The organism is Pseudoalteromonas sp. BMB (assembly GCF_001709235.1).
Classification (GTDB): Bacteria; Pseudomonadota; Gammaproteobacteria; order Enterobacterales; family Alteromonadaceae; genus Pseudoalteromonas; species Pseudoalteromonas maricaloris.
In genome coordinates this window covers 13,446-36,878 of the sequence record NZ_MBQA01000172.1, presented here as the reverse complement: position 1 = coordinate 36,878, position 23,433 = coordinate 13,446, and the positions used below count along the sequence as shown (strand labels likewise).

Genomic DNA, 23,433 nt, shown 5'->3' with positions numbered 1-23,433 from the left:
ACTATTCCTGAGTAACAAGCTTTGGCAGAAAGTCGGCAGATATCAGCGCGCCGTGATGCTGGATCACCTCGGCGGCAACTTGGTGTGCAAAGCACGCAGCCGTTTGCAAATCGCGACCTTTCAGCCAATGCGCTAGAAACCCCGCCGCAAACGCATCGCCCGCACCACAGGTATCTAAGATAAGCTGCGGCGCTATGTTTTGCGCCGCGATATAAATAGGTGAAGAATTATTAGGTGGCGCGATCACGCATGGCTGAGCACCTTGGCGAATAACTAAGAGTTGTGAGCTTTGCTTTTGATGCTCTGCGATTATTTCGTCCACATTTGCGGTGCCATACACTCCATATTCGTCCTCGTCGGTTAAAAATGCGATGTCTGCCAGCGCCATTACAGCCTGATAACTCAATTTTGGGTTATCACTACGCCAAAGGGTTTGGCGATAGTTGTTATCAAAAAAGATGAGCCCACCTCGGTTTTTAAACGCGGCTAACGCCTCAAATAAGTGCTTTCTCTGTGACTCATCTAGGATAGCAAGGCTTATTCCAGAGAGATAAATTGCATCAATATCCTTGTTGTGAAGCGCCTGAGTTAAGGTCTCATCACGCTTAAAATACTGCCTTACGGGGCTGTGTTCACGGGCAAAGGTAAAGCGTCGTTCCCCTTTCTCATCGAGCGTAATCCAGTACTCGCCAACCGCGCTATGTGGTTCAAGCACAATATAGTCTTGTCTGATGTTGGTGTTTGACAACATATCAAGCAAGTTTGTACTGGCCTTGTCCGTACCAATGGCGCTGGCAAAACTGACTGCGATGTGGTTATCGTGGCTTTGCTTGAGTAACTGAGCCAAATACCAAGCCGTGTTAAAGGAATCACCGCCAAACGAGCTAGTCCCGTCTGCTCTATGCTCCACCATACATTCACCAAAGCACAGCAACTGTTTTATTGCGCTTTTCATGATGCCACTTCCGTTTTTTCGGGCGATGCGGTAACACTGGGTTTTGTCACCACACTCGTCAATACACCAAACATCAAAGCACTGAGCAGCGCAGGAATAATCGGGTTACCAAAATAAGCCAGCCAACCGTCGTTCATACCAACGAGCAGGGCAGCCACTGAACCTGCCATCAAGGTGACTAAACTGCCTTGCCAAGTATAACCTTGCCAAAAGCGCCCCAATAACCCCATCACACAAAGCCCCGCTAATACAACGGAAATCATTTTGGTGATATAGCTAATAATGTCGCTCGACAACACCGCCATAAATAATGCCAGCGATACGGTAGTCAGCATGGCAATACGAGAGACCAAAAGCGGATTGTGTGGCGCAATATTTCCCTTACACCAAGTCAGATAAATATCAGCAACCAACACACTGACTCCAGCAATGGCGTCGGAGCTGGCACTAGAAAGCGTTGCAGAAATACCCGCCAATAAAATAAAGCCGCCAATCAATACCGGCATCGCCGTTAACGCCAAATAGGGGAAAGCAAATGAAGGGTTGTCTAAACTCGAGTTAACTGCATAAGCACCAATACCAATCACCGCAGGAATACATGAAAACCCTAAATAAAGTAATCCCGAGATAATAAACGACATACGAATACTGCTTATGCTTTTGGCGGAATAGATCCGCTGCCTAAACGATGGGGTTGCCAATACGCCCACCAGCACCGCCAGCGCCATTGAAATAGCAGGCAACAAACCAATATTTTGATATGAAAAGAGCCCAGCTCCCGCTGCAACCGAAGCACTGGTTAGCGTTTGCCAACCACCGACCACCTCGACTACAAAGTAGGTCATCAACAAAAAGCCCGAAAACAAAATAACGGCCTGAATAGCATCCGTCCAGACTACCGCCGAATATCCACCTAAGGTCACATATACCGCAAGTCCCAGTCCAATAATCAGTTTTGCACTGTTCTCATCTAGCCCAGTAAGCCAGGCTAAATACATGCCCCCGCCAATCAAATGTGCGCCAAGCCAGCCGACACTTGCCGCGTAAATCAATATTGCTAAGAGCTTTTTAACGACTTGATGATTGCCTACATAGCTTGCTAACTCTTCACTCATTGTCGCGAAGCGCTCAGCCCTAACCGGCGCAAACAACCAAGCCAGCAATAAAATACCCAGCGCGCCGCCAATGCCATAAAGCGTGCCCGCCCAACCGTGTTGATAGGCAAAGCCGACCGCTCCCATCGACGAGCCGGTGCCGACCATAGTGGCAACGGTGGTGCCTAGCGTCAGCATCAGCGGTACTTTTCGCCCAGCTAATAAATAGTCGCAATTTGACCGTTGCCACCGAGATGCCAGCCAACTCACCAATATCATGGCAGACAAATACAACAGAAAAATAAGCAAATACACTTGCTGACTATCCGTCATGCTTCTCCTCCTGTGAACATTGTTGTTCGTATAACGTCTATTCGCCTTTGTAACAGGTGACATCAACCTCAACTTTACAATCCACGACTAAGTCGGCCACCATGCAAATTCGCGCAGGAGGATGCGCTGAAAAATACTCTGCAAAAACCTTATTAAAGGACTGAAAATATCTTGCGTCAGTTAATACCACAGAAACATGCGTAACATGCTCAAGGCCATAACCTGCCTCGGTCATAATCGCGATACAGTTTTCTATGGCCAGACGCGACTGCTCAACAATGCCACCCTCAACCACTTCACCATCTCGCATTGGCGTTTGCCCCGAGACTTTTAACCAACCGCCAGCTTCAACCGCTCGTGCAAAGGGTAAGTGTTGTCCACCAGTACCCGTACCACCCTCAGCACCTATTCTTCTTATTGTCATGTTAACCTCTTGATGATTTTTGATTTTTATTAGTTTTGACGCGTTAAAAATCGTCCTGCTCGGCCGAAATCGACAATGGTGTCTGCATTCGCGCCCTCAACATAGCTGAGCTTGCCATTCACCCAAACCTTCACAATGCCTGAGGCAAGTTGTTTTGGATTACTGTAACTTGCTTGGTCTAGAACCCGATTGGGGTCGAATAACACCAGATCGGCAAAGTAACCAATTTGAATATTGCCGCGTTGCCGCAGCTTAAAGCGCGCTGCTGGCAACGCTGTCATTTTATAGATAGCCAATGCCAACGGCAGCGATTGTTGTTCTCTACAATAATGTCCAAGCACCCGCGGAAATGTCCCCCACAGTCTCGGATGCGGATGCGGATCGCACGGCAAACCATCGGATCCCACCATACTGTGTTCATAACTTAAAAACCGCTGCACATCATCTTCCAGCATACAGTGATACACAGCACCCGCTGGCTGCAAACGCTTTGCCGCTTCACGCTGAGACACTTGCCATTGCGTAGCAATGTCTGCCAAGCTTTGCTGTGCAAGTTCTGGATGAGGCTCCGACCAAGTAATAAAAATGTCCGTCTCCTCCGTTACTTGGTTAAGATCTAAGGTGCTTGAACTCGCGGCGTAAGGGTAGCAATCGCAGCTCACTAGATGTGTTTGCCTATGCTGTTCAAAATGCGCTAATACCTCAGGTGCCCTGCCCCAATTCTCTCTACCTGCACATTTTATATGTGAAATAACCAGCGGCAGTTTGGCATGCTCTGCCGTTGCAAAGGCCTCGTCCATGGCTCGGATGACTCCTTGAAATTCTGTGCGTAAATGCGTGGTATAGATACCATCAAATGGTGTAACAACCTCGGCCAACGCATTCACTTCAGCTTGACTTGCCCCCTTCGCATTGTAATAAGCAAGGCCAGTACTAAACCCTATCGCCCCCTGCACCATCGCTTGGTGCAGTAAGGTTTTCATCTGTTCAAGCTCTTGCGCATTGGCGGCTTGAGATAAATCCGTCATGACCTGCGCTCTGAGCGTTGTATGACCAACTAACATGGCTAAATTGACACTCGGAGCGGCCTTATTAAAGGCATGTTGATAATCCTGTAGTTCACAATAGGCGAATTCTGATTGCTCCCCGAGTAAGTTAATGGGGTCGAGCGGCGCTTGATTTGTACAGTAAGGCACTACACTAATGCCACAATTACCGGCAATGACGGTGGTGACACCTTGGCTCACTTTGCTCAGCATATGTGGGCCTCGCAGCACTTCAAGGTCATCATGGGTATGTACGTCAATAAAACCCGGCGCGAGCACTAATCCCGTGGCATCGATGCATTGCTGTGCTTGCAAATGGTTGCAGTTGCCAAGCGCAACAATTTTGTCTTTGCTAATCGCGACATCCACCACTTGTGCTTCAGAGCCTGGTTCAAAATACACCGTCGCGCCTTGAATGAGGGTATCAACATAAAGAGATGAGCTCAGCATTAATCCCCCAAAGGAAAGCGTTTATCGGCAGGTGGCATATTGCTGTTTTTATCTCGATGCTGATCTAACTGGGTTTTAAGCCGTCGGAGTTTTTCTCTTGAGCGCTTTTGATTACGGATAGCAACTTCGCTCGACAAAATGTCCACCGCTGCCATCATGGCATAGCGTGCAGCGCTGGGCTTAAAGATGTAATCACTTTCTTGAGTTTTGATGGCTAAGTGGTGATCGGCAATGTCCGCCAAGTCACTCACTGGGCAAATAGCAATAACCTCAGCGCCATACTCTTTGGCGATAAGCGCCGCCGCTTTCACATCAGGAGAAACACCACTAAGTGAGAGACAAATCACCACATCCCCTTTATTCACCGTAGCGGCAACCATGCGCATCATCATAGGATCGGAGTGAGCATTACTAAGTACGTCCAAGCGAAATAAGCGATTTTGACATTCTTGTGCCATCAAGCTGCTACCACCACCAACCCCAAAAATTAAACAATGACGCGTGGCGCAAATCACTTCACTCGCCTGCTCCACAACCGCTTCATCGATGAGTCCCGCATTGAGCGTAAGGATCTCCTGAATAGAGGTATAAACATGAGAAATCTTTTCTTTTTCAATTGGCTCAGGGTTTGTAAAACGCTCACCAATTGCGGCTGATTGTGTCAGCTGAAACTTAAGGTCACGTACATTGGTACAGCCTAAGCTACGCGCTAACCGTGTGATGCTGGCATGACTGACCTGTGCTTTTTCAGCTAACTCACTAATGGATGCGCTTGCGGCAAAGTTAAGCTCAGCCAAAATAAGCCGAGCGACTTTTTCTTCCGCTGGGCTAAAGTGCCCCAAACCTTCCTTAATTTTGCTAATAATGTCCACAGCTTCGCCTCAATTAAAAATAGGTAGAAATGGTTTGGGTGATCACCCAATCTCGCTCGACAACACCAATTTGTCGCCACTTATCAAAGGTCAAGCAAGGATGAGAAGTCGAAAAGCAGATCATATCGCCAACCTGTACCTCGCACCCAGGTGCAATACTTACCATAGCATGTTGATCCATGATTGTTTCGACCTTTACTGCGCCGCCTAATGAGCACAGCTGCTTTGACGGCGGAGAGTAAATCAGCTCTGGTGTGGGCATGCCAGCATCAAATGCGACATCCCTTTTACCCATACCAACTATCGCGACGCCCGGCTCTGGAGTCGAAAGCACGTAAGCCCATATGTTTAAGCTCGACACCAAACTTTCCCCCAAATCGCAAGCGAGATTGCTCCGTGATAACACCGCTTGCTGCGCATCCTGATAGATCCCAGTATCGTGAATAAGGTAGCAGCCGGGACGGATCACAAAACGAAATTGCTGAGCCTGTTCACTTTTGTTTAGTGTCTTTGTCACAACATCGTACCAAGTAGACCCCGCCCCCGTGATAATAGGTAACGCCTTTGAAAACACGTTTTTTTGTCGTAAATCTTCCGCTGTTTTTATTACTGAACTAACGAATGTGGCAATCCTTTGCTCGGCATTATGGCCGTGGATCACGCCTTCATAAAATCCGATGCCTGCTACCTCTAAGCTAGCATATTGTTGGCATACATTGACCAGCTGCACTATCGTTGCAAGATTGCGCCAACCAGCGCGACCACCTTCAACCCCCACCTCGAGTAAAATAGAAATACGCAGCGAATGCTGAGTAAAAAATGTGCCTAAGGCATGGGCATTTGCAATAGAGTCAACAAAACAATTGAGCTCAACGTCAGTATCAGTAAGCATGTTTGCAACTTGCTTCATATGATATTCGCCAACAAGTTGATTCGCTAAGATCACTCGTTTTGCGCCCGCGACTATGGCTACGGAAACTTGTGGTATGGTCGCTACCGTGATAGCCCATGCGCCATGTTCAAGCTGTAGTTTAAATAACGCTGGTGACATCGTCGTCTTGCCGTGAGGCGCCAATAATACCTGGCTTTCCTTTGCAAAATTCGCCATCCAATTCGCGTTGTGGCTGATGGCGTCTTGCTTTATCACTGCAACTGGCAAACTTACCTGCTCTGCGAGAATATCCCAGCCGCTATCTTCTAGTTGCAGTGGGTCACCAGTGCCTTTCGCTAATATTGCCATTGTTTATTCAAATCCTTGAGTTTAAACATTAGTTCCCCACGTCAAAATAGTACATTGACTTACTGCGATTGGTATCAGGCCAAGCTGCACTTGGCCTTTGCTGACATTAGAAAGTCGCACGGACGCTCAATGCAAAACGTCTATCCGTGGTAAAGTTGAGTGCCTGCGTTTTTGTCCCAGCTTGGTCCATCTGATACTTGGTTTTGGTTTCCGTATCCAATAAATTGCTGGCTTCAAAACCCACTTTCCAATGGTCGTTGATGGTGTAATACAAGCTTGCGTCCATCATACCTGACGCCTCTGCATAAGCAGGGACATACTCTTCAGATTCCCTAAGTGTGAGCAAATACTCAGAGCGCCAAGTGTATGCAAGGCGAAAAGAAATGTCCTCGTACTCATACATACCGATGATATTAAAGTTTTGGTCTGAGTAACCTTGTAGCGGCAAACCTCCAAACACTCGGAAGGTATTACGATTATCGGTTAGCGGGTTACCATTTTCATCGAAACCAAGCGTGCCTTTAGATACTTCATTTGGATCTTCAAGTCCATCTTGATCGATATAGGTAAAGTTAAGTTGCAAACCTAAACCGCTCCATGCACCCGGTAACATGTCGTAGAATTGTGAGTAGGAAAACTCCATCCCACGAATGGTGCCAGAGCCCGTGTTAGCGGGGCCATAAGCAGAGACATCATAATCTTCGCCACCATAAGACACATCAAGATCAAAGGCGCGGCTACGGATTATATTATCTAGCTTTTTGTGGAATAGCCCTACCGTCACGTAACCTGCGGACGCGAAATACCATTCGGTAGTTAAGTCAGTATTGATCGCTTCTTCAGGCTCTAAATATGGATTCCCAGAAAGCGCGGTTAGACTGATATCGTCTAGCCCAACAACGGGGTTAGTTGCCTCGTCATAATCAGCGCCGGGAGTTTGTAGCACGCGAGTGTAATCCAAGTTAAGAATACTGATATTTCTGGCATCAACTAAATTTGGGTAATACAGCGCTTTTGACGCACCAAATCGCACCACTACGTCTTCTGATACACCAAAACTCAAATTTAAGCTCGGAAGCAAAGTGCTGTAATCTGTGCCATCAACGGTACTGAGTTCGGACTCTCCCCCTGCAATGTCGTAATATCGCTTATATTCTGCCTGCTGCATCACATTATTAAGTGATGTCCCCTCTTCACCACGTTTGATAAGGGCGGGTTGCACCAAAGCGCCCGTAGACTCAAGTTGATAGTTTACGTAGCGCAGGCCAACATTGCCCACCACAGGAATGTCTTGAAACTCGAAGTCAAAATCACCGCGAATGTAAAATTCAGTACGCTTCTCGTTAGTCGAACTTATATTGTGTGCGGCGAATGGGCCTTCAACGCGATTGGGTTTGTCTGCATAAGGTACATAAGTGCCAGAACATGTACCGTTGTTTGCCGCACTGTTGGTGGCATTGTGCCACCCATCACGACAACCTTGGCGCAAAGAGTCGGCGTAGTTTTTCACCAGATCCATACTTGGGAACAAGAAGTTATTGACTGGCCCCTGTAATACCTGACCATTGTAATAATCTGAAAAATCAACGCGCTCAAATAATTCTGGACGATTTACCGCCGCGGCGGCATTTCGGTCATCTTGGATCCAAGGGGTGCCAATTGCAGACCAGCCCTCGTAAGCGGTATCTCGTACCGTTAAGTCTTTATCTGACATATAAAAACCGGAACTGACACTCGTGAAATGACCGTCTAGCTCATACTTAAAATCCAGTTTGAAACTGTCTGATTCTGCCGTATTGCGCTCAACCTGCTCCATACCGCTGCCCAAAAACAGGTTAGGCACAGGTCCATTCCAATCTTCATTGGGTGACCAACCTGCCGTTAGAATATTGTCACTGAGAAACTCTACTGTCGGCCTTGAGCCACGCATATCGAGGAAATAAGGCGAGACAACGTGGACATGGTTTCCCCGTGTTTGACCCGACATACTGTAGTTTTGCACTTCTTTGTCGGAGTCGATCCGCTGGTAATCAAAATCGACCGTCAATCTATCTATTGGTTTTAACGTTAGTTTAAATGAAGTGTCCTTCACGGTATTTTCGTTGTAATTCCAGCGGCTACGATAAAAGAATGGCGTTTCGGGGCTCACGCCAAGTGCAATACCGGAAGTCACAAAACCATCATCTATAGTGAGTGGATGGCCACTTTCCGTATTTTCAGTCCAATTTTGTGAAGACCCCATGAAACCTTTAAAGCCTTGAGCTGCTTGTCCTATTTGGCGCTCGTTCCACTCAAGAGATGCTTCTGAGCGAATGTGCTCTAATGTCGCAACTATGGTCTCATCGGCATTTGCCCACTGCAGTGAAGAGGTTAAGCCGGTACGTTCACGGTCATTAGTTGCTGTGCTCATATGGATAGCGACAGGCACATGCCATACACTGCCAGCGGGTTGCCCTGGTAAAGCGGGGCCATCCACAGGCGATGATGGATCAACACCTGTTATGCCACCCCATTGATCCAAGGTAGGAATAAAGGAATCGCCTCGAGAGTGGAAGTTGCCAAGGCCAACACCATCTCCTCGAGTCTGATATTCTGATGAAGAAGCTGCAATTAAAAATCCGAACTTACCTGCACTGGTTTCCCAACTGTCGGAGAACAGCGCTGAAAACGAAGGCGTCACTTCTTCTCTAAAGTCGCCATAATTGGCCTTTGCATTGAACGAGATAAGCCGCTCATCAGAGTCGAATGGTTTGCGGGTGATAAGGTTTACCGTGCCAGATATACCGCCTGAAATAAGATCCGCAGTTTGGTTTTTAACCACTTCCACCGCACCTAGCAATTCAGCAGGAAAGTCCTCATAGCTCAAACCGCCTGACGGATTTGCACTAAAAGCGTCTCTGCCATTCACCTCAGAGCGAACCCTGTCTAGGCCACGAACCAGCACGCCTGTACCTTCATCAGCATAATGTTTAGGGTCATCGGATGATGCAAATCGCTCAATCGTAACACCCGGCACACGCTGTAGCGCTTCAGTCACCGATTTGTCTGGTAATGCCCCGATATCTGACGCCGTGATCACGTCTTTGACCGTATCAGCGAAGCGCTTAATGTTTTGTGCGCTATTGATACTGCCCCGGATCCCGCGAACTTCAATGACTTCAACCGCTTCGTTCTGTTCCGAGATTTTGACATCGCTGTCATTTTGACCCACAGTTTCAGCAGCAACCCAAAGTGGAGAAAGCCCAAAAAGTACAGACGAAACCGCAAGGCTCAGTTTGCTTCGTTTAGGGTTATGTTTACCAATATCGGTGACTAGTTTTGACATTTTATTGTTCCTTTCTTCTTTTTAAAAACCAGTGAAAAAGCCAGCAATGCCATCACTAGCACCACAGCCCAAAAAACCTACCACACAGTGACGTGCTCTAAACGCCCCAACACATCACATGTTACTTACTAACAAAAAACCAAGATTACATTGTTACTTTTTAACATTACAGACTAAAAAGCAAACACTTTTTTACGGAAAATTTGGTTATATGAACTATAGCTTTGAAATATAAAGAATTAAAATTAGTTACATCTAATCTAATGTTTAAGAGGGAATATTGACAGTTGCGTTTACATATCCGGTTAGTTACTTGTTCAAGCAGCTTTAAATCGAATGAGTTTTGTATTCAGTTTGCCGTACACTGGCGGAAAAATTAAGAAACTACATCATCAACAACTAAAGTCATTACCAGTTCACCGACCCCCTCAGTGATTTGGTTTGACCTCGTTTGGTCTTTTGATTCAGGCGTTTCTTTTGCGAGCTTTTTGTTGGCTTGGTTGCTCTGCGTGTCTTTTCAACTTTGGTGGCTTCTAAGATCAGTGTTTTTAGCCGCTCCAAGGCATCTTCCTTATTTTGCTCTTGGGTGCGAAAACTCTGTGCTTTAAGCACAATGACACCCTCTTTGGTCACTCTAGAGTCTTTAAGTGCAAGCAGGCGCGCTTTGTAAAAGTCAGGCAGTGTTGAGCGGTTGATATCAAACCTAAGATGAATGGCACTGGAGACTTTATTGACGTTTTGTCCACCCGCACCTTGGGCACGAATAGCGGAAATATCGATTTCCCACTCCGCTAGAGTGACATTATTTGAGATTTTAAGCATAGTAATTTCAAGCCTCCACTTGCTATTTTAACAAAGTAACGGAAGGCTTGAAATAGCAGCGATCAGTGCGTAGCGTGTAGCTATGCTGTTCGAGTTGCGATAGCTGGAGGCACTCTTGCAGCAATCATAGCAGGGTAAGTAACCGCCAACTGACCTGCGAGCAACATTACTATCGCACCTGCAATCAAATAATCACCGGGTACACTGGTAAGCCCAAAGTAATTAACTAAATAAATATTCGCAGTGATTGCGATGATTATGCCCAGTGTAATGCCAAATAAAGACACCACCGCATTTTCAATCATAAAGTAACGTAGAATATCGGCCTGAGTTGCCCCAAGAGCACGACGAGTACCGATTTGCTTACGACGTTTATTAACGGTGTATCTTGCCTGACCGAATATCCCCAGCATAGTTACACACGCCAAAGCTGCGATCACCGCTTTTAGCGTTTGGCTCACCGCATAATCCGCTTGTAAGTTTTCCGTTTTTATTTGCTCGAAGGATTTAAAGGCATCAAGTTGACGACCAGGCTTTTTAAGCATTAAGGCTTGAACTTCCTCCATTGCAATTTCTCTTTGGCCAGGCTTTGCTTTTACTACTATGATGCTTTCTTCATAATGTTCTCTAACCGAACTTATTACGGTCATATCGTAAGCGTACCAAAACCGCCAAGGTGACTTCATAGTTTCAACGATACCCACAACCTTTTGCGGTACCGATTCAACATAAATAGTTTCTCCAATCACACCGCGCCAATCGTTAGGGCGAATTTTATGTGCCAAGTCCTGCGAAACTAACACGCTGGCTGATTCCGTATGGCCATCAAAATAGGTGTGTACCACATCATTATGTTGTAAGTTTCTACCCGCAACCACTCGTAGTCCAAGCGTATCTACAATGGTGTCATCCGAACCATAGTAGCCTGCGTGAGTTATCCTTTCATCTTCCTCAGGGGTTAAACCAACATCTAGTGAGCGACCCCAGTTAGTAAGCGGCATACTAGTGATCGTACTTACACTCTCAACACTGGCTAGTGCACGGATATCGGCAAGGTCGGTATCAAGAGCTGCATTTTTTTCTTCATCGCTACCTTCCAAATGAGTTCTAAAGCTGAACAACTGGCTCTCGGCTAACCCTGTCGGTTGCACCAATTCTCGCTCTTTAAGTACCATCATATAAATGGCATTAACCAAAATGGTAAACGTTAGCGCAATTTGCAATATCAGTAGTAGCGGAGAAGCTTTATTTTTGTTTAAGGTTTTTAAAATTGGCAATAAATCTCTCATGGTCATGCTCCTACAGGCTTTTCAGCTGACTAGATGGTTGTACTTTTGCAGCATGTAAAGTCGGTAGCAAACCAAAAGTCGCAGCACTCGCCACAGCTAATACAATCGTCATGATGACTATACCTGCGGTCATCTCAAGCATCTCAGCATAAAGATGGCTGTATAATTGCGCGGTGACACTCAAACCAATTTGCGCAAGTAATAGCCCAAGTATCCCTCCCAAGAGCCCAATAATACAGGTCTCAACAGTAAACTGAGTGATAATATCTTGTTTAGAAGCTCCAACCGCTCTACGAAGCCCAACTTCACCAGCTTTACCATGAAACTTTGCGACCATCATTGCCATACAGTTCAGCAGACAAACCGCAAGAAATGCGAATGCAAGCCACACAGCTACATTGCCATCATCTTTGATAATTTTTCTTTCAATTAATTGTTCCTTCACATTAAATAACTGATGTAAAGGCTCTCGTAAAAAGCGACCATACTCTCTTTGTTCCATCGAGTAATTAACCAAAAAGTCCATGTAATTATCACGCTCTGACGCGGAGTTTAATTCAACCCAATACGAAACCCATACGCATTCAGATGCTAAAATTGCCGAAAATGAGTCATCCTCGGGTTCTTTCCAGCACTGATAAGATACGTCGGAGCCAGTCCATAGCCCGTTATTGATTTGCGCTTGGAATGGGACAATAACGTCTCTAGGTTTGTTGAAAGCACGAGTTCTGTAATCAAAAAACTTGGGAATGGGATACCAATCGTCGGTAACACCAACCACTCGGTACTGTAAATCCCCTAAGAGCAATGACTTACCGACGGAGTTTTCTCCACCAAATAACTTATCATTCAACTCGCTACTGATCACCGCAACTTGCAGCCCATCCTGATCGGCAATTTCGTCCCATGCACCACCAAACTTAAACGGCACCTCAAACATGTTGAAGATGTCACGGTATGCACTTCGGATTGGGGTCATTTTTGCTTCAGTGATTGACTGCTCTGTGGTGCGAGTCATTATTTTAAAACTACCAAGAGGTGTTTGATTAACGCCCTGTTTCGCATTTTGTAGATTGATTGCATCTTGATAGGTGAGAATAAAAGGTGGAACTTCTTTCCCTTGGGAAATATTGAACGGCTTATCTGGACCATAGCTATTCAATCGAACATTAAACAGGCGGTCACTTTTTGTAGGGATCGGATCTTTTTGTAGCAGATAACTCACTGTATAAGTCGTCATCGCAGCACCAATGCCTACAGCTATTGTGGCAACCATTAAAAATGACAAAAATGGCGTTTTCCGCAATGAAATAAGCGCTAATTTGAGATAGTAGCTAAACATAACTTATCCTTAAGCAATCGCTTTGTTACAATGTTTTCGCTCTATTATCACGCCATCACGAATTTCAATAATGCGATGTGCTTTCTCTGCTTGATGAGCATCATGAGTCACCATCACAATGCTTGTTCCCTGCGCATTGATATCTTTAAGCAGCTCCATAATGCCATCGGCCATTTTACTGTCTAAGTTGCCAGTTGGCTCATCGGCGAGTAGAAAGGACGGTTTACCAGCTATCGCTCGAGCAATTGCTACCCGTTGCTGTTGACCTCCAGACAGTTGCGATGGGTAATGCGCTTTGCGTGATGCAAGACCCACTTTATTCAACGCATCCATGATCCGCTCGTGGCGCTCTTTTGATGATAATTTGCGATAGCGTAAGGGCATGTCGACATTATCGTAAAGATTTAGCTCAGGAATTAAGTTAAAGCTTTGGAAAATAAATCCGACTTTTTCGTTACGCAGCTTTGACTTGGCTTTATCACTTAACTTTTCAACATTGACACCATCCAGCTCATAACTGCCATCGCAGAAATCCTCTAATAAGCCGGTGATATTTAGAAAGGTCGTTTTGCCTGAGCCTGACGGGCCAATAACGGAGACAAACTCGCCTTGCTCTATTCTCAAGTCAAATGGCTGCAAAGCTTGAGTTTTTATTGTGTCTGTATAGTAAGCTTTTGATAGATGACGCATGGATAGCATGTTGCAGCTCCTTTATTGAATTATTTTCACACTGGGAGCATCTTTAAAGATCCGCGCGTCAGAGGTGATAACCTGATCGCCGATATTAAGCCCCGATAGTACTTCTACTTGTCCAATACTTCTCAGTCCAATCTTTATTGGCGTTTTGACGGCCGTGCCTTCTTTTACTACATAAGCAAACTGGCCATTGTACGCTTCTAAATATTGACCATGTGGTAGGTAGGCAATATTTTCTTTCTGTTCGAGTACAATTCGACTAGTTAACCTTTGGTTTTGCCTTAATCCCTGAATTGTGTCGTCTCTAAATCGGATTTTTCCGGCAACACGGCCATTTTCAATTTCAGGCGAAATTGCAACGATTTCGCCACTATAAACGTCACCATTGAGGTTCACCTCGGCTAACATTCCTAAGGCTAAATCATCTGAATAGCTCTCAGGTATTTGCACCTCTATCTCGTATTTAGAGAGATCGACCACGCTTAATAGTGGCTGATTTTTAGCCACTGAATTTTTTTGTTCGACTACTAAATTACCAACGAGCCCCCCTACTGGTGAGACAACTTTAAGTGCATCGACTTGCCTTTCAAGCTCAGCTACTTTGACTTTTTGTGCCTCAAGTTCAAGCTCTTTGGTCCGAATCTCAAACTTCTGACTTTCTTTTTGCAATTCAACTTCTTTAATTGCTAAACGATATTCCCGCAGCGCATTTTCGAGATCATCTTTGGCTTTTTGATAATCAATATCGCTGACAACTTGAGTTTTTAAACCATCTTCAGAGCGACGCATTTCACGCTTAGCAGCATTCAATACAACGGTAGCCTTACCTAAATAATTTTCCTGTGCTAAGTCTTGTTTTTTAGCTTGAATGATTTGTCGCTGAAGTTCAGTATCTAACTGATTTAGCTTAGCTTGATGCTGTGCAAACTCGCTCTTTAATTCCGGACTATCTATTACGGCAATAGTTTGACCTTCAATAACGCTATCTCCTGATTCGACCAAATAGGTCACAGTCCCTTGGGCAGGGCTATATATTGTCGGACGCCGCGCTGCGACGACTTTTCCCTGAACAGAAATATCGCGAACAAAGTCACCTTGTTTAACTGCTGAAATATGAATTTTATCGCTTGAAACTGCGGTTTGACCACTTGCCCATTGCCCGACGATTGATGCAAAAAAGAAAACAGTAATCAATATCAGAATACTTGCTACCGCTATCAATATTTTATTTTTTTTAGGTCTTTCAATCTCAGAGTCTTGAGCACTCGTATCTGGAATATAGGCCATGAAACAATCCTTTTACCACTGCCTTAGTTATTGAGAAATATGCACTTTATAAGAGCTTATCAAAGCTATTCGCTCAACTAGCGTTAACGTCACTTGATAGAGTTTGGAACCGACCAAGTGTATCTTTCTCGTCACTTTTCAAGTGAAGCAAATCTCAAAAGATAAAAAGTAAAACAGGTAATGTGAGTGCCTAAACCTTACACAAACTCAAGACTAATGTCACGAGAAATAAAACACTTTGTTAACTATTTGGTTTGATTCTTGACGACTTCCAAATATCGGCTTTCTATAAATTTCTTCTCTTTGGACAAGTGCTCAAGTGCATCTCGGGTTTGCTCCAACTCTTTTTGAATAGCTTGCAACTTTGGACCATCTTCAACCTCCTGTTCTTGAACTATTAGCTGTTGCAGAGCTTGGCTTTGTTCGGCAATTTGTCTTTTGTATTCATTGATAGTTTGAGACATATCTTGGCGCTCTTTTTCAAAGGTTGCGACCAGTTGCTCTAGCTCTTGCTCGGATGTACCTCCCACAGACTTAGAGGCTTCTAGTTGCTGCTTTAATGTGTCATTTTCTTTTTGTAGTTCCTCTGTAGACTCATATTGGTCATATAGCTTTCTTCTCGTTTGCTTAAGTCGCTCTAAACTTTTCGACAAATCTCCTCGAAGTTTTTTTATTAGCCGATGCGATTTAAGCAACTTACTGTTTAAATCATCCATGCGGGTTTGCTCTTCTGGCGAGATATGATCCTGTGTTGATCGTTTAACCTCGGCTAATTGCTGTTCTAGGTGAACTTGTAAGTTAGCCAATTCTTGAATGGTGTGTTGGTTATCTTCGACAAACTTCATTGACTTGTTAATTGCATCGCGGCAATGCTGAAGCAGATACTGTTGCTCTGCATTGGATGTCCCAGCTCCACCAGCAGTCTTTGCAAACAATCTAAATTCTCGAAGGATTAACAGCAAAATATAAAACCAAAAAACTAATATCAGTAGCCCGATATTCACCGCCATATAGATAAATACATCAACTGGTAGTTTGCCTAGAAACATATTACGCACTCATTATTTTCTTACTTTCATTTTAGTATTGGTTAAAAATCGTGCCTATAATAAATCTATATTTTTCAATAAAGTGGTAATGTGTGAAGATATTGCTCGTGGATGACAGTGCGGCAACACTTGAGATTATTCGTCGCGGTTTAGTGCGTTTTAGATATCGTAAGTTGTTGATAAAAAAAGCACAAAGTGCAAAAGAAGCATTAAAGATTATTGGTTCTTGGCATCCAGATATTGTATTGACCGACTGGCATATGCCCGATATTTCAGGACTCGCTCTCGTCAAAGCAATCAAACAAAAACAGCTTGATGTCACCATGGCGATGGTAACGACTGTCGACGATCGTGAGCAAATTAAGCTCGCCCTTGATTATGGTGCGGCGTTTGTACTGTCAAAGCCGTTTGCTGACGACGACCTCCATAACAAAATCATGCCGCTGGTCAAAGCCGCGGAAGAAAGCAGCAAAACGAGAGAAATTCATACGCTACATAAAGGCGTGCCCTTACCTCAAGTTGGCCAACTTGAAAAATTAATGAACAAACATATTGATACAGAGCTGAGACTCTATCAGGTACATCAAATGGAATATGATCCCGATAACCTTCCATGCGTTATGGTCGCATACGAAGATCCAAGCAGCCAGAAGGTTCGCGCAATCGGAATATTTGATGTGTATTCGGTCTGCGTGCTTGCCGCTTCCACAGGGAATTTATCTGATCAAGCTGGGTTTGAAGCGATTCATCAACATCAGATAACAGACGACATGTTAACCGCCTGCCACTCAGCACTAAACTCTACGTCTTATGCATTTCTAGACGGCATAACAAGAAGGAGCCTTAGAGTAAAAACCCTACAGTTGGTCACTAAGCCTTTTCCTAAGTTAAAACGCTTATATAAGTCCGCCGCAAACATGCGCATAGATTTATGTTGCCAACGCCCAAATATGGCGCAAGGTAAAATATTGTTGGTTGGATTTTTAAGCTAACGCTTTAAGCAAGATGCCAGGATCAGTTATCCCTGCTTCTTTTAAAGCTTTTTGGATATTTTGTGTTAATTCAATAACTTGATTCTGAATACGTAAAATATATTCAAGCTTTTGTGTAACTAGCTCCGCTTTCATTTCATCTGAATATGCGTCATTTGCTTTTAGCTCTTCGAGTAATTTTTGCTCTTCCTTTATTTTCTCTCTGAGCTCTTCTAGCTTTTCAACCATTTTTTGAATGTGAGGTGGTAGTGAAGCTTCTTCCTGCTCTTCTCTCACCTCTTCTCCAGATAACTTAGACATATCTTTTTCTGATAGTCTGAGTGGTTTAGGTTCTGTCGTTTCTTCAACTTTGGTTTTCTGCTCCATCTGACTCGTGGTTGATTGAGCTGGTGAGTGAATTAAAAAGTTCACGTTCATTGTCTTTGGCCAATATGATTTCCTTTGGCCTATATATCGGTAATTTATCGAGGATCTTTAAGAAAATTGCTCGGCTTCCTTGCCGCAGCTTACTTAGGACACCGTCAACTAAGAAGACATAAGAAAACATTGACTGAACAAAAATTAAACAATACATTAATATACGATTAAACAAGGAGAAAATACTATGAAATTGAAATTATCGTCAAAAAAGTTAAAGCAACTAAATAATGAGAAATTCATTCCTCTTAATAAAACAAAGGATATAGCGGGAGGTTCTGGTTCAGAAGGCTGCAATCATCCCTCTGAATATCGAACAAGCTGTCAAGTGCACTAAGTAGATACATGTAGTAGGATCGGGACAAGTTTACAGCCTTACTCGTTCCGGAAAATTGAGTGGCTTCCTTGCCACTGCAAGTGCTTGGGAATGGAAAAGCCTAGTTATAGATTAGCGACTAAGCTTGTGATAATACACCCTAAGAATTCGCTCAATATCACCCGAAGCTCAGGTAAGTGTGCAGAGCAGCACCTTATCCGAGCTCTACCCTTGTATTGCAGGGAATTTAGATAACATTGGCTCAAAATGACATAAGGCAAAGCCACCAATCTTTATATTCTTTTGCTTTTTAACATTATCTTTGAATATATTTTGTACATAGCGGCACACATCAGTATTTATAACCCTATATAAAAACCATTTTTTGATGTTTCTATCGGTGACTTCATTTCATTACAATCTAAGTCCGTCAAACAACGTAATCTTTGCAGGACATGAAGTGACGTACAAAAGTTAGTGCTTGCGCGGTAAAGCTAAATCTACTAATGTTCAGGAAAAGATAAAAGCTGATTATATCTAACGGACTATAAGTTTTTTACGAACCATATGAACATAAACTTCAATCACCTTTACTATTTTTGGCAAGTAAGCAATGAAGGCAGTATCGCTGGTGCAAGTAAAGTCCTTCATTTGACGCCTCAAACAATCAGCGCGCAACTATCAAGCTTAGAAGATCGGCTGGGGAAACCTTTATTTATAAGAGAAGGAAGAGGACTCAGGTTAACTGACTTCGGCATTTTGACCAAGCAGTATGCGGACGATATGTTTTCGATTGCCAAAGAATGGTTAGAAACAACACAAGATGGTGCAACAGCCATACATCGCACATTAAAAGTAGGTATCTCAGATGCCATTCCAAAATCGTTAGTATCAAAGTGGCTTGCGCCTTTGATAGAAAATGAGCAAGTTGCCAACTTGCACTGTATTGATGGTCAGCAGTCTGAATTACTGGCTCAGATGGCGATGCATAAACTCGATATCGTACTCGCAGACAAACCACTTGATAGTAATCTGCCATTTAAGGTATTTTGTCACGAGATAGGTAAAAGCCAGATTGGCTTTTATGGTTCAGTTTCTACTTGTGAAGCACTTAGGACAAACTACCCAGAGTCATTACAAGCGCAACCAATTATTCTTCCAGCGAAACACAGCCCAGTAACGAACTCGATTCAATTTTGGCTACAAGAGCAAAATATAGAAATAAAAGTCGCAGGTCATGTGGATGACAGTGCCTTGATGAAGGCATTAGGTCAACAGGGGTTTGGCATTTTTCCTGCCCCACTTTCGATAAAATCAGAATTGCAACGGCACTATGATGTCTGCCTCATTGGCACTATCGAAAGTACGTATCAAAACTATTACGCCTTCACACCCGACAGACTAATTAAAGACTCTATCTTCAGCGAATTCGTCAATTTTGCCAAAGGAGTAAGCTGACACTACAGTCAGCTTATGTTGGCTGTAAAAGAGAAGACAAGTTTTGTTTATAACGTCTTGATAGGTGGAGTGAATCTCCATTTTCTAGAATAACGTCGTAATCTCCATTATCTCTTGTCTTAAGTTCACTGATAGCATTTAAATTAACAAGTGAAGACTTGTGGATCCTAGAAAAGCCAAAGGTTTTAAGACTTTTTTCCATTGATGACATCGTGTCCCTATGCAAGATTGAACGCTGCCGATTGATCATATGAAGTTCAACATAGTTCCCCGCACCACCAACCCAAGCTAAGTCTTCAACTTTTATCACATGAATGTGCCCTGAGTCTTTTACAATCAGTCTTTGATTTGGGACATACTCTGATGGCGCCTCTGTAGAATGCAAAAGTGCCACCTGAAGAATATTAGTGATCAGAGCACCTTCTGTATCCTTCCCATCAACGCTCATTGTTGTAGAAGCATTTAACTTAACATCTGTCGTTATTTTAATAGTTGGCACAGAGTCAAACTGTTTTGTGATTGCTCCTTGCTTTTCCAGGTCAATATCATGTGAAATATCAATTAACAAACAGTCGATTTCACCCACTGAAATAGTTTCCAAAACATCAACAATACTTTGATAATAAACAAACTGGGAACAAACCGAGACTTCTTTTAATTTTGTACTTATTTCGACGCCAAGCTCAGACAAATAGCTAGGAATAGAGATCGTCACTCTTTTCATTCATCACCTTAAACACATCAACAGGTTAACAAGGATACTAATACTTTGTATCCTATTTCACAATAGTTAACATATTATTGTTATAGATTGTCACTATGTAATCTGCAAATTAAATTTGATCTTTTTTTTCTCGCCTGTCGTCACTGATTCCCACCGCCTTACGTATCTCAACTGGCATATTCCAAGCTTCCGTCATAACTTCGTCGTGATACTAATAAGCCTTTGTGATGAGTTATCAAACTTGCCGAGGGTATCTAAAACAAACCTATCAGGGGATATCATGAAACAATTCAAGCGTTCTAAGTTAAGTATGCTTATCACTTCCGCGTGCCTAATCGGCGGAAGTTTAAGCCTCCAAGCATCAGCCGAAGAAGCAGCTGATGGTGCCAACGAAGAAGTCGAAAGAATTTCTATTACAGGTTCTCGTATTCAACGTGTAGCGTTAACTGCAAAAACACCGGTTATCGAACTAGACGGTTCAGAATTTGCCATGTCGGGTAACTTAAACGTTGAGCAAAAGCTTGCCGAACTACCGCTAACAGTTCCTTCTTTCGGCCCAAGTTCAAATAACCCGGGTGATGGTACTGCTCGTGTCGACTTACGTGGTTTAGGTAACGAACGTACTCTTGTACTTGTAAATGGACGTCGTTGGGTGCCATCGACACAAGAAGGTATTGTAGACCTTAATACTATCCCAGCCTCGCTGATTGAAGGGGTAGACATCATCACTGGTGGTGCAGGCGCGGTATACGGTTCTGATGCTTTGGCTGGTGTTGTAAACTTCCGTCTAAAAGATGACTTCGAAGGTGCAGAAATTTCTGCGTTATACGACATCACAGAGGAAGGCGATGGTGAAAAGTTCAACACTGACCTTACCTTGGGTGGAAACTTTGCCGACGGTAAAGGTAATGCTACTGTTTATATTGGTTACGCCAAACGTGAGTCAATCTTTCAGGGCGATAGAGACTTTACTAACGTAACACTCACTGAAGGCGATACAGGGTTAGTGCCTGGTGGTTCATCTGGTATTCCTGGCACTCGTATATTTGCCGGCCCTACGCTTCCTAACGGTACAACTCTAGGCCGTTTTGGTCCAAACGGTGAGGGTCTACCCTATACATCAGCCGATGCATTTAACTATGCCCCTGATAACTATCTGCAACTACCACAAGAGCGTTTAACGCTTAACTCTTTTGCACACTATTACATCAATGATGAAACTCGCTTATATAGTGAATTATCATTTATTCGCAACGAAGTACCATCACAGCTAGCGCCAACTCCAGCATTCGTAAATGGCTTGGTGGTTAATCCTGACAGCCCATTCTTCGGTGCAGATGTTCAAGCCGCAATGAAAGCGTTAGTACCTGAACTTGATGCTGAAGGTGAACCAACGGGTAACATGGTTAGCCAACTTGACGCTAATGGTAACTTTACATTCGCTACAATTGGTCGTCGTATGGTTGAAAACGGTCCACGTCAATCGATTGATACACGTAACGCTATGCGATTGTTAGTAGGTGTTGATGGTTTTATTGGTGATTGGGCATACAACGCATACTACAGCCGCTCTGAACTAGACCGCTCTAACCTTCTTAATAATGACGTGTCTGAAACGCGTTTCAGACAAGCGATTTTAGTTACTGATGATGGTAGCGCATGTCAAGACACATCTGGTGGCTGCGCACCATTGAACATATTCGGTGAAGGTAATATTTCACAGGCTGCGATTGATTTTATCAATGTTGGTGCATCTAACGTAACAAACATCAAACAAGAAATCTTCCACATCGATTTTGCTGGTGAGTTACCATTTACTGTTCCATCTGCGGATATGCCTATTGGTTTTGTAATTGGTTACGAGAGCCGTTTTGACGACTCTAGCTTCCGCCCTGATGAGTTTTTAGCATCTGGTGATGTTCTTGGCTTTAACGCTGGTGAACCAACAGTTGGTAGCTATAGTGTTGATGAGATCTTCACAGAGATCGATATTCCACTAGTAACAGATGCAGCATTTGCTGAAGACATTACGCTATGGTTCGCAGGTCGTCTTTCTGACTACTCAAACATCGGCAATGCTTCTTCATTCGCAACCACATTAAACTGGAAAGTAAACGAATACGTTTCGTTCCGTGCAGGTTATCAAGAATCTGTTCGTGCGCCTAACATCGCAGAGCTATTCCAAGGTGCTGCAAATGGCTTCCCAAGCGCAACCGATCCATGTAGCGTTGATGGTTTCGTAGAAGGAAAAACCGATAGATCACTTTGTGAAGCGCACGGTGTTGCATCTTCTCAAGTCGGTGTATTCGAGCAAGCCAACGCGCAAATCGAAGGTAGCTTCGGTGGTAACCCTGACTTGAAAGAAGAAACATCAGAAACGGTTACACTAGGCCTTGTTATTACACCTACCGAAAACTTTGACATAACCGTTGATTACTTCGACATTCAAATTGACGATGCTATCGACGTACTAGGTGGTGGCGTAAACAATATTCTGGATGTTTGTTACAATCAACTAAAAGATCCTAACTCTGAATACTGTCAAGCAATTACTCGTCGTCCTGATGGCAACGTTGACCTTGTTACAGCGCTAAACGCGAACATCGCATCGCTAGGAACAAAAGGTTATGACGTTAACTTCAACTGGACGACTGAACTTGGCTTTGGTATTGGCGAAAATGGCTCAACACTGAATATCAATTCAAAGAACACCATTCTTGAAGAGTATTTTGAAACTCCGAGTGTAGGCTTTACCGATACAAATTACTGTGAAGGTAAATTCGGTAACACATGTCTTACTCCTCGACCTGAGTTCCAAAGTAACAACCGATTCACTTGGACTTCAGGCGACTTAAGCGTGTCAGCACTAGTGCGATACTTGAGTGAAGTTGATGATGACACTGGCGAAAACGAAATTGTGCCTACATCTAAAGCTTTATGGTACCTTGATCTTAGCGCAAGCTACCACTTCACAGATCATGTACAAGCAACATTTGGTATTAAAAATGTGTTAGACACTGAGCCAACGCCATTAGGTGATGCTCAACAACAAGCAAATACATTCCCAGAGTTGTATGACGTAATTGGCCCACGTTACTTCGTGAGTGCTGTGTACACGTTCTAATCAGTTGATACTGAAAGACTAGGGAGCTTCGGCTCCCTTTTCTGTTGTTGCTGAATTAATTCCTTTATCTACAATGAGTTACTAAGTTTTCCATCGCGTTTACTGAGAAATTGATCGAAACCAACAAAACTTCAAAATAACAACACTTTACTCGCAACTAAGTCGAGTTTGGCTAAAA

At 43.8% G+C, this 23,433-nt stretch carries 18 protein-coding genes; 3 read left to right on the top strand and 15 right to left on the bottom strand.

Annotated elements, in window-relative coordinates; genetic code table 11:
- Position 1: 1 nt before the first annotated feature.
- The 13 genes from BB427_RS14850 to BB427_RS14790 all read right to left on the bottom strand — a co-directional run bounded on the left by BB427_RS14850 (position 2) and on the right by BB427_RS14790 (position 16,224).
- Positions 2 to 955, bottom strand: a complete 954-nt coding sequence (locus BB427_RS14850) for a sugar kinase (protein ID WP_069021553.1) — start codon at positions 953 to 955, stop codon at positions 2 to 4.
- Entirely contained in the window at positions 952 to 2,382 is a 1,431-nt protein-coding gene (locus BB427_RS14845) for a sodium:solute symporter family protein (RefSeq protein WP_069021551.1), read from the bottom strand. The genes BB427_RS14850 and BB427_RS14845 overlap by 4 nt, the downstream gene beginning before the upstream one ends.
- A 37-nt stretch (positions 2,383 to 2,419) precedes the next feature.
- Positions 2,420 to 2,806: a RidA family protein gene (locus tag BB427_RS14840; protein ID WP_010603922.1), complete on the bottom strand. Its 387-nt coding sequence runs from the start codon at positions 2,804 to 2,806 to the stop codon at positions 2,420 to 2,422.
- A gap of 29 nt (positions 2,807 to 2,835) precedes the next feature.
- The gene (locus tag BB427_RS14835) at positions 2,836 to 4,302 is read right to left on the bottom strand and encodes an N-acyl-D-amino-acid deacylase family protein (RefSeq protein WP_069021549.1); all 1,467 of its coding nucleotides are present in this window, start codon (positions 4,300 to 4,302) and stop codon (positions 2,836 to 2,838) included.
- The gene (locus BB427_RS14830; RefSeq protein ID WP_010603924.1) at positions 4,302 to 5,174 is read right to left on the bottom strand and encodes a MurR/RpiR family transcriptional regulator; all 873 of its coding nucleotides are present in this window, start codon (positions 5,172 to 5,174) and stop codon (positions 4,302 to 4,304) included. The genes BB427_RS14835 and BB427_RS14830 overlap by 1 nt, the downstream gene beginning before the upstream one ends.
- A 13-nt stretch (positions 5,175 to 5,187) precedes the next feature.
- A complete protein-coding gene (locus tag BB427_RS14825) occupies positions 5,188 to 6,414 on the bottom strand; it encodes an amino acid deaminase (RefSeq protein ID WP_069021547.1) in 1,227 nt (408 codons plus the stop codon).
- A 106-nt stretch (positions 6,415 to 6,520) separates the two neighbouring features.
- Entirely contained in the window at positions 6,521 to 9,739 is a 3,219-nt protein-coding gene (locus BB427_RS14820) for a TonB-dependent receptor (protein WP_069021545.1), read from the bottom strand.
- Positions 9,740 to 10,147: 408 nt separating this feature from the next.
- Complete coding sequence (gene arfB, locus BB427_RS14815; RefSeq protein ID WP_069021543.1) at positions 10,148 to 10,561, bottom strand: alternative ribosome rescue aminoacyl-tRNA hydrolase ArfB; 414 nt, start codon at positions 10,559 to 10,561, stop codon at positions 10,148 to 10,150.
- Positions 10,562 to 10,641: 80 nt separating this feature from the next.
- Complete coding sequence (locus tag BB427_RS14810) at positions 10,642 to 11,850, bottom strand: ABC transporter permease (RefSeq protein ID WP_069021541.1); 1,209 nt, start codon at positions 11,848 to 11,850, stop codon at positions 10,642 to 10,644.
- Positions 11,851 to 11,860: 10 nt separating this feature from the next.
- A complete protein-coding gene (locus BB427_RS14805) occupies positions 11,861 to 13,192 on the bottom strand; it encodes an ABC transporter permease (protein WP_069021539.1) in 1,332 nt (443 codons plus the stop codon).
- Positions 13,193 to 13,201: 9 nt separating this feature from the next.
- On the bottom strand, positions 13,202 to 13,891 hold the full coding sequence (locus BB427_RS14800; RefSeq protein ID WP_069021537.1) for an ABC transporter ATP-binding protein: 690 nt from the start codon (positions 13,889 to 13,891) through the stop codon (positions 13,202 to 13,204).
- Between the two features lie 12 nt (positions 13,892 to 13,903).
- Positions 13,904 to 15,175: an efflux RND transporter periplasmic adaptor subunit gene (locus BB427_RS14795; protein ID WP_069021535.1), complete on the bottom strand. Its 1,272-nt coding sequence runs from the start codon at positions 15,173 to 15,175 to the stop codon at positions 13,904 to 13,906.
- A gap of 245 nt (positions 15,176 to 15,420) precedes the next feature.
- A complete protein-coding gene (locus BB427_RS14790) occupies positions 15,421 to 16,224 on the bottom strand; it encodes a chromosome partitioning protein ParA (protein ID WP_069021533.1) in 804 nt (267 codons plus the stop codon).
- 92 nt (positions 16,225 to 16,316) lie between these two features.
- On the opposite strand from BB427_RS14790, the gene BB427_RS14785 reads away from it, so the two are divergent.
- On the top strand, positions 16,317 to 17,216 hold the full coding sequence (locus tag BB427_RS14785; protein ID WP_069021531.1) for a response regulator: 900 nt from the start codon (positions 16,317 to 16,319) through the stop codon (positions 17,214 to 17,216).
- Here the strand turns inward: BB427_RS14785 and BB427_RS14780 are convergent.
- On the bottom strand, positions 17,208 to 17,633 hold the full coding sequence (locus tag BB427_RS14780; RefSeq protein ID WP_069021529.1) for a hypothetical protein: 426 nt from the start codon (positions 17,631 to 17,633) through the stop codon (positions 17,208 to 17,210). The genes BB427_RS14785 and BB427_RS14780 overlap by 9 nt on opposite strands.
- A gap of 883 nt (positions 17,634 to 18,516) precedes the next feature.
- On the opposite strand from BB427_RS14780, the gene nhaR reads away from it, so the two are divergent.
- Complete coding sequence (gene nhaR, locus BB427_RS14775; protein ID WP_069021526.1) at positions 18,517 to 19,407, top strand: transcriptional activator NhaR; 891 nt, start codon at positions 18,517 to 18,519, stop codon at positions 19,405 to 19,407.
- Between the two features lie 13 nt (positions 19,408 to 19,420).
- On the opposite strand, the gene BB427_RS14770 is transcribed toward nhaR, so the two are convergent.
- Positions 19,421 to 20,131, bottom strand: a complete 711-nt coding sequence (locus BB427_RS14770; RefSeq protein WP_069021524.1) for a LytR/AlgR family response regulator transcription factor — start codon at positions 20,129 to 20,131, stop codon at positions 19,421 to 19,423.
- 280 nt (positions 20,132 to 20,411) lie between these two features.
- On the opposite strand from BB427_RS14770, the gene BB427_RS14765 reads away from it, so the two are divergent.
- On the top strand, positions 20,412 to 23,255 hold the full coding sequence (locus BB427_RS14765) for a TonB-dependent receptor plug domain-containing protein (protein WP_069021522.1): 2,844 nt from the start codon (positions 20,412 to 20,414) through the stop codon (positions 23,253 to 23,255).
- Positions 23,256 to 23,433 lie beyond the last annotated feature (178 nt).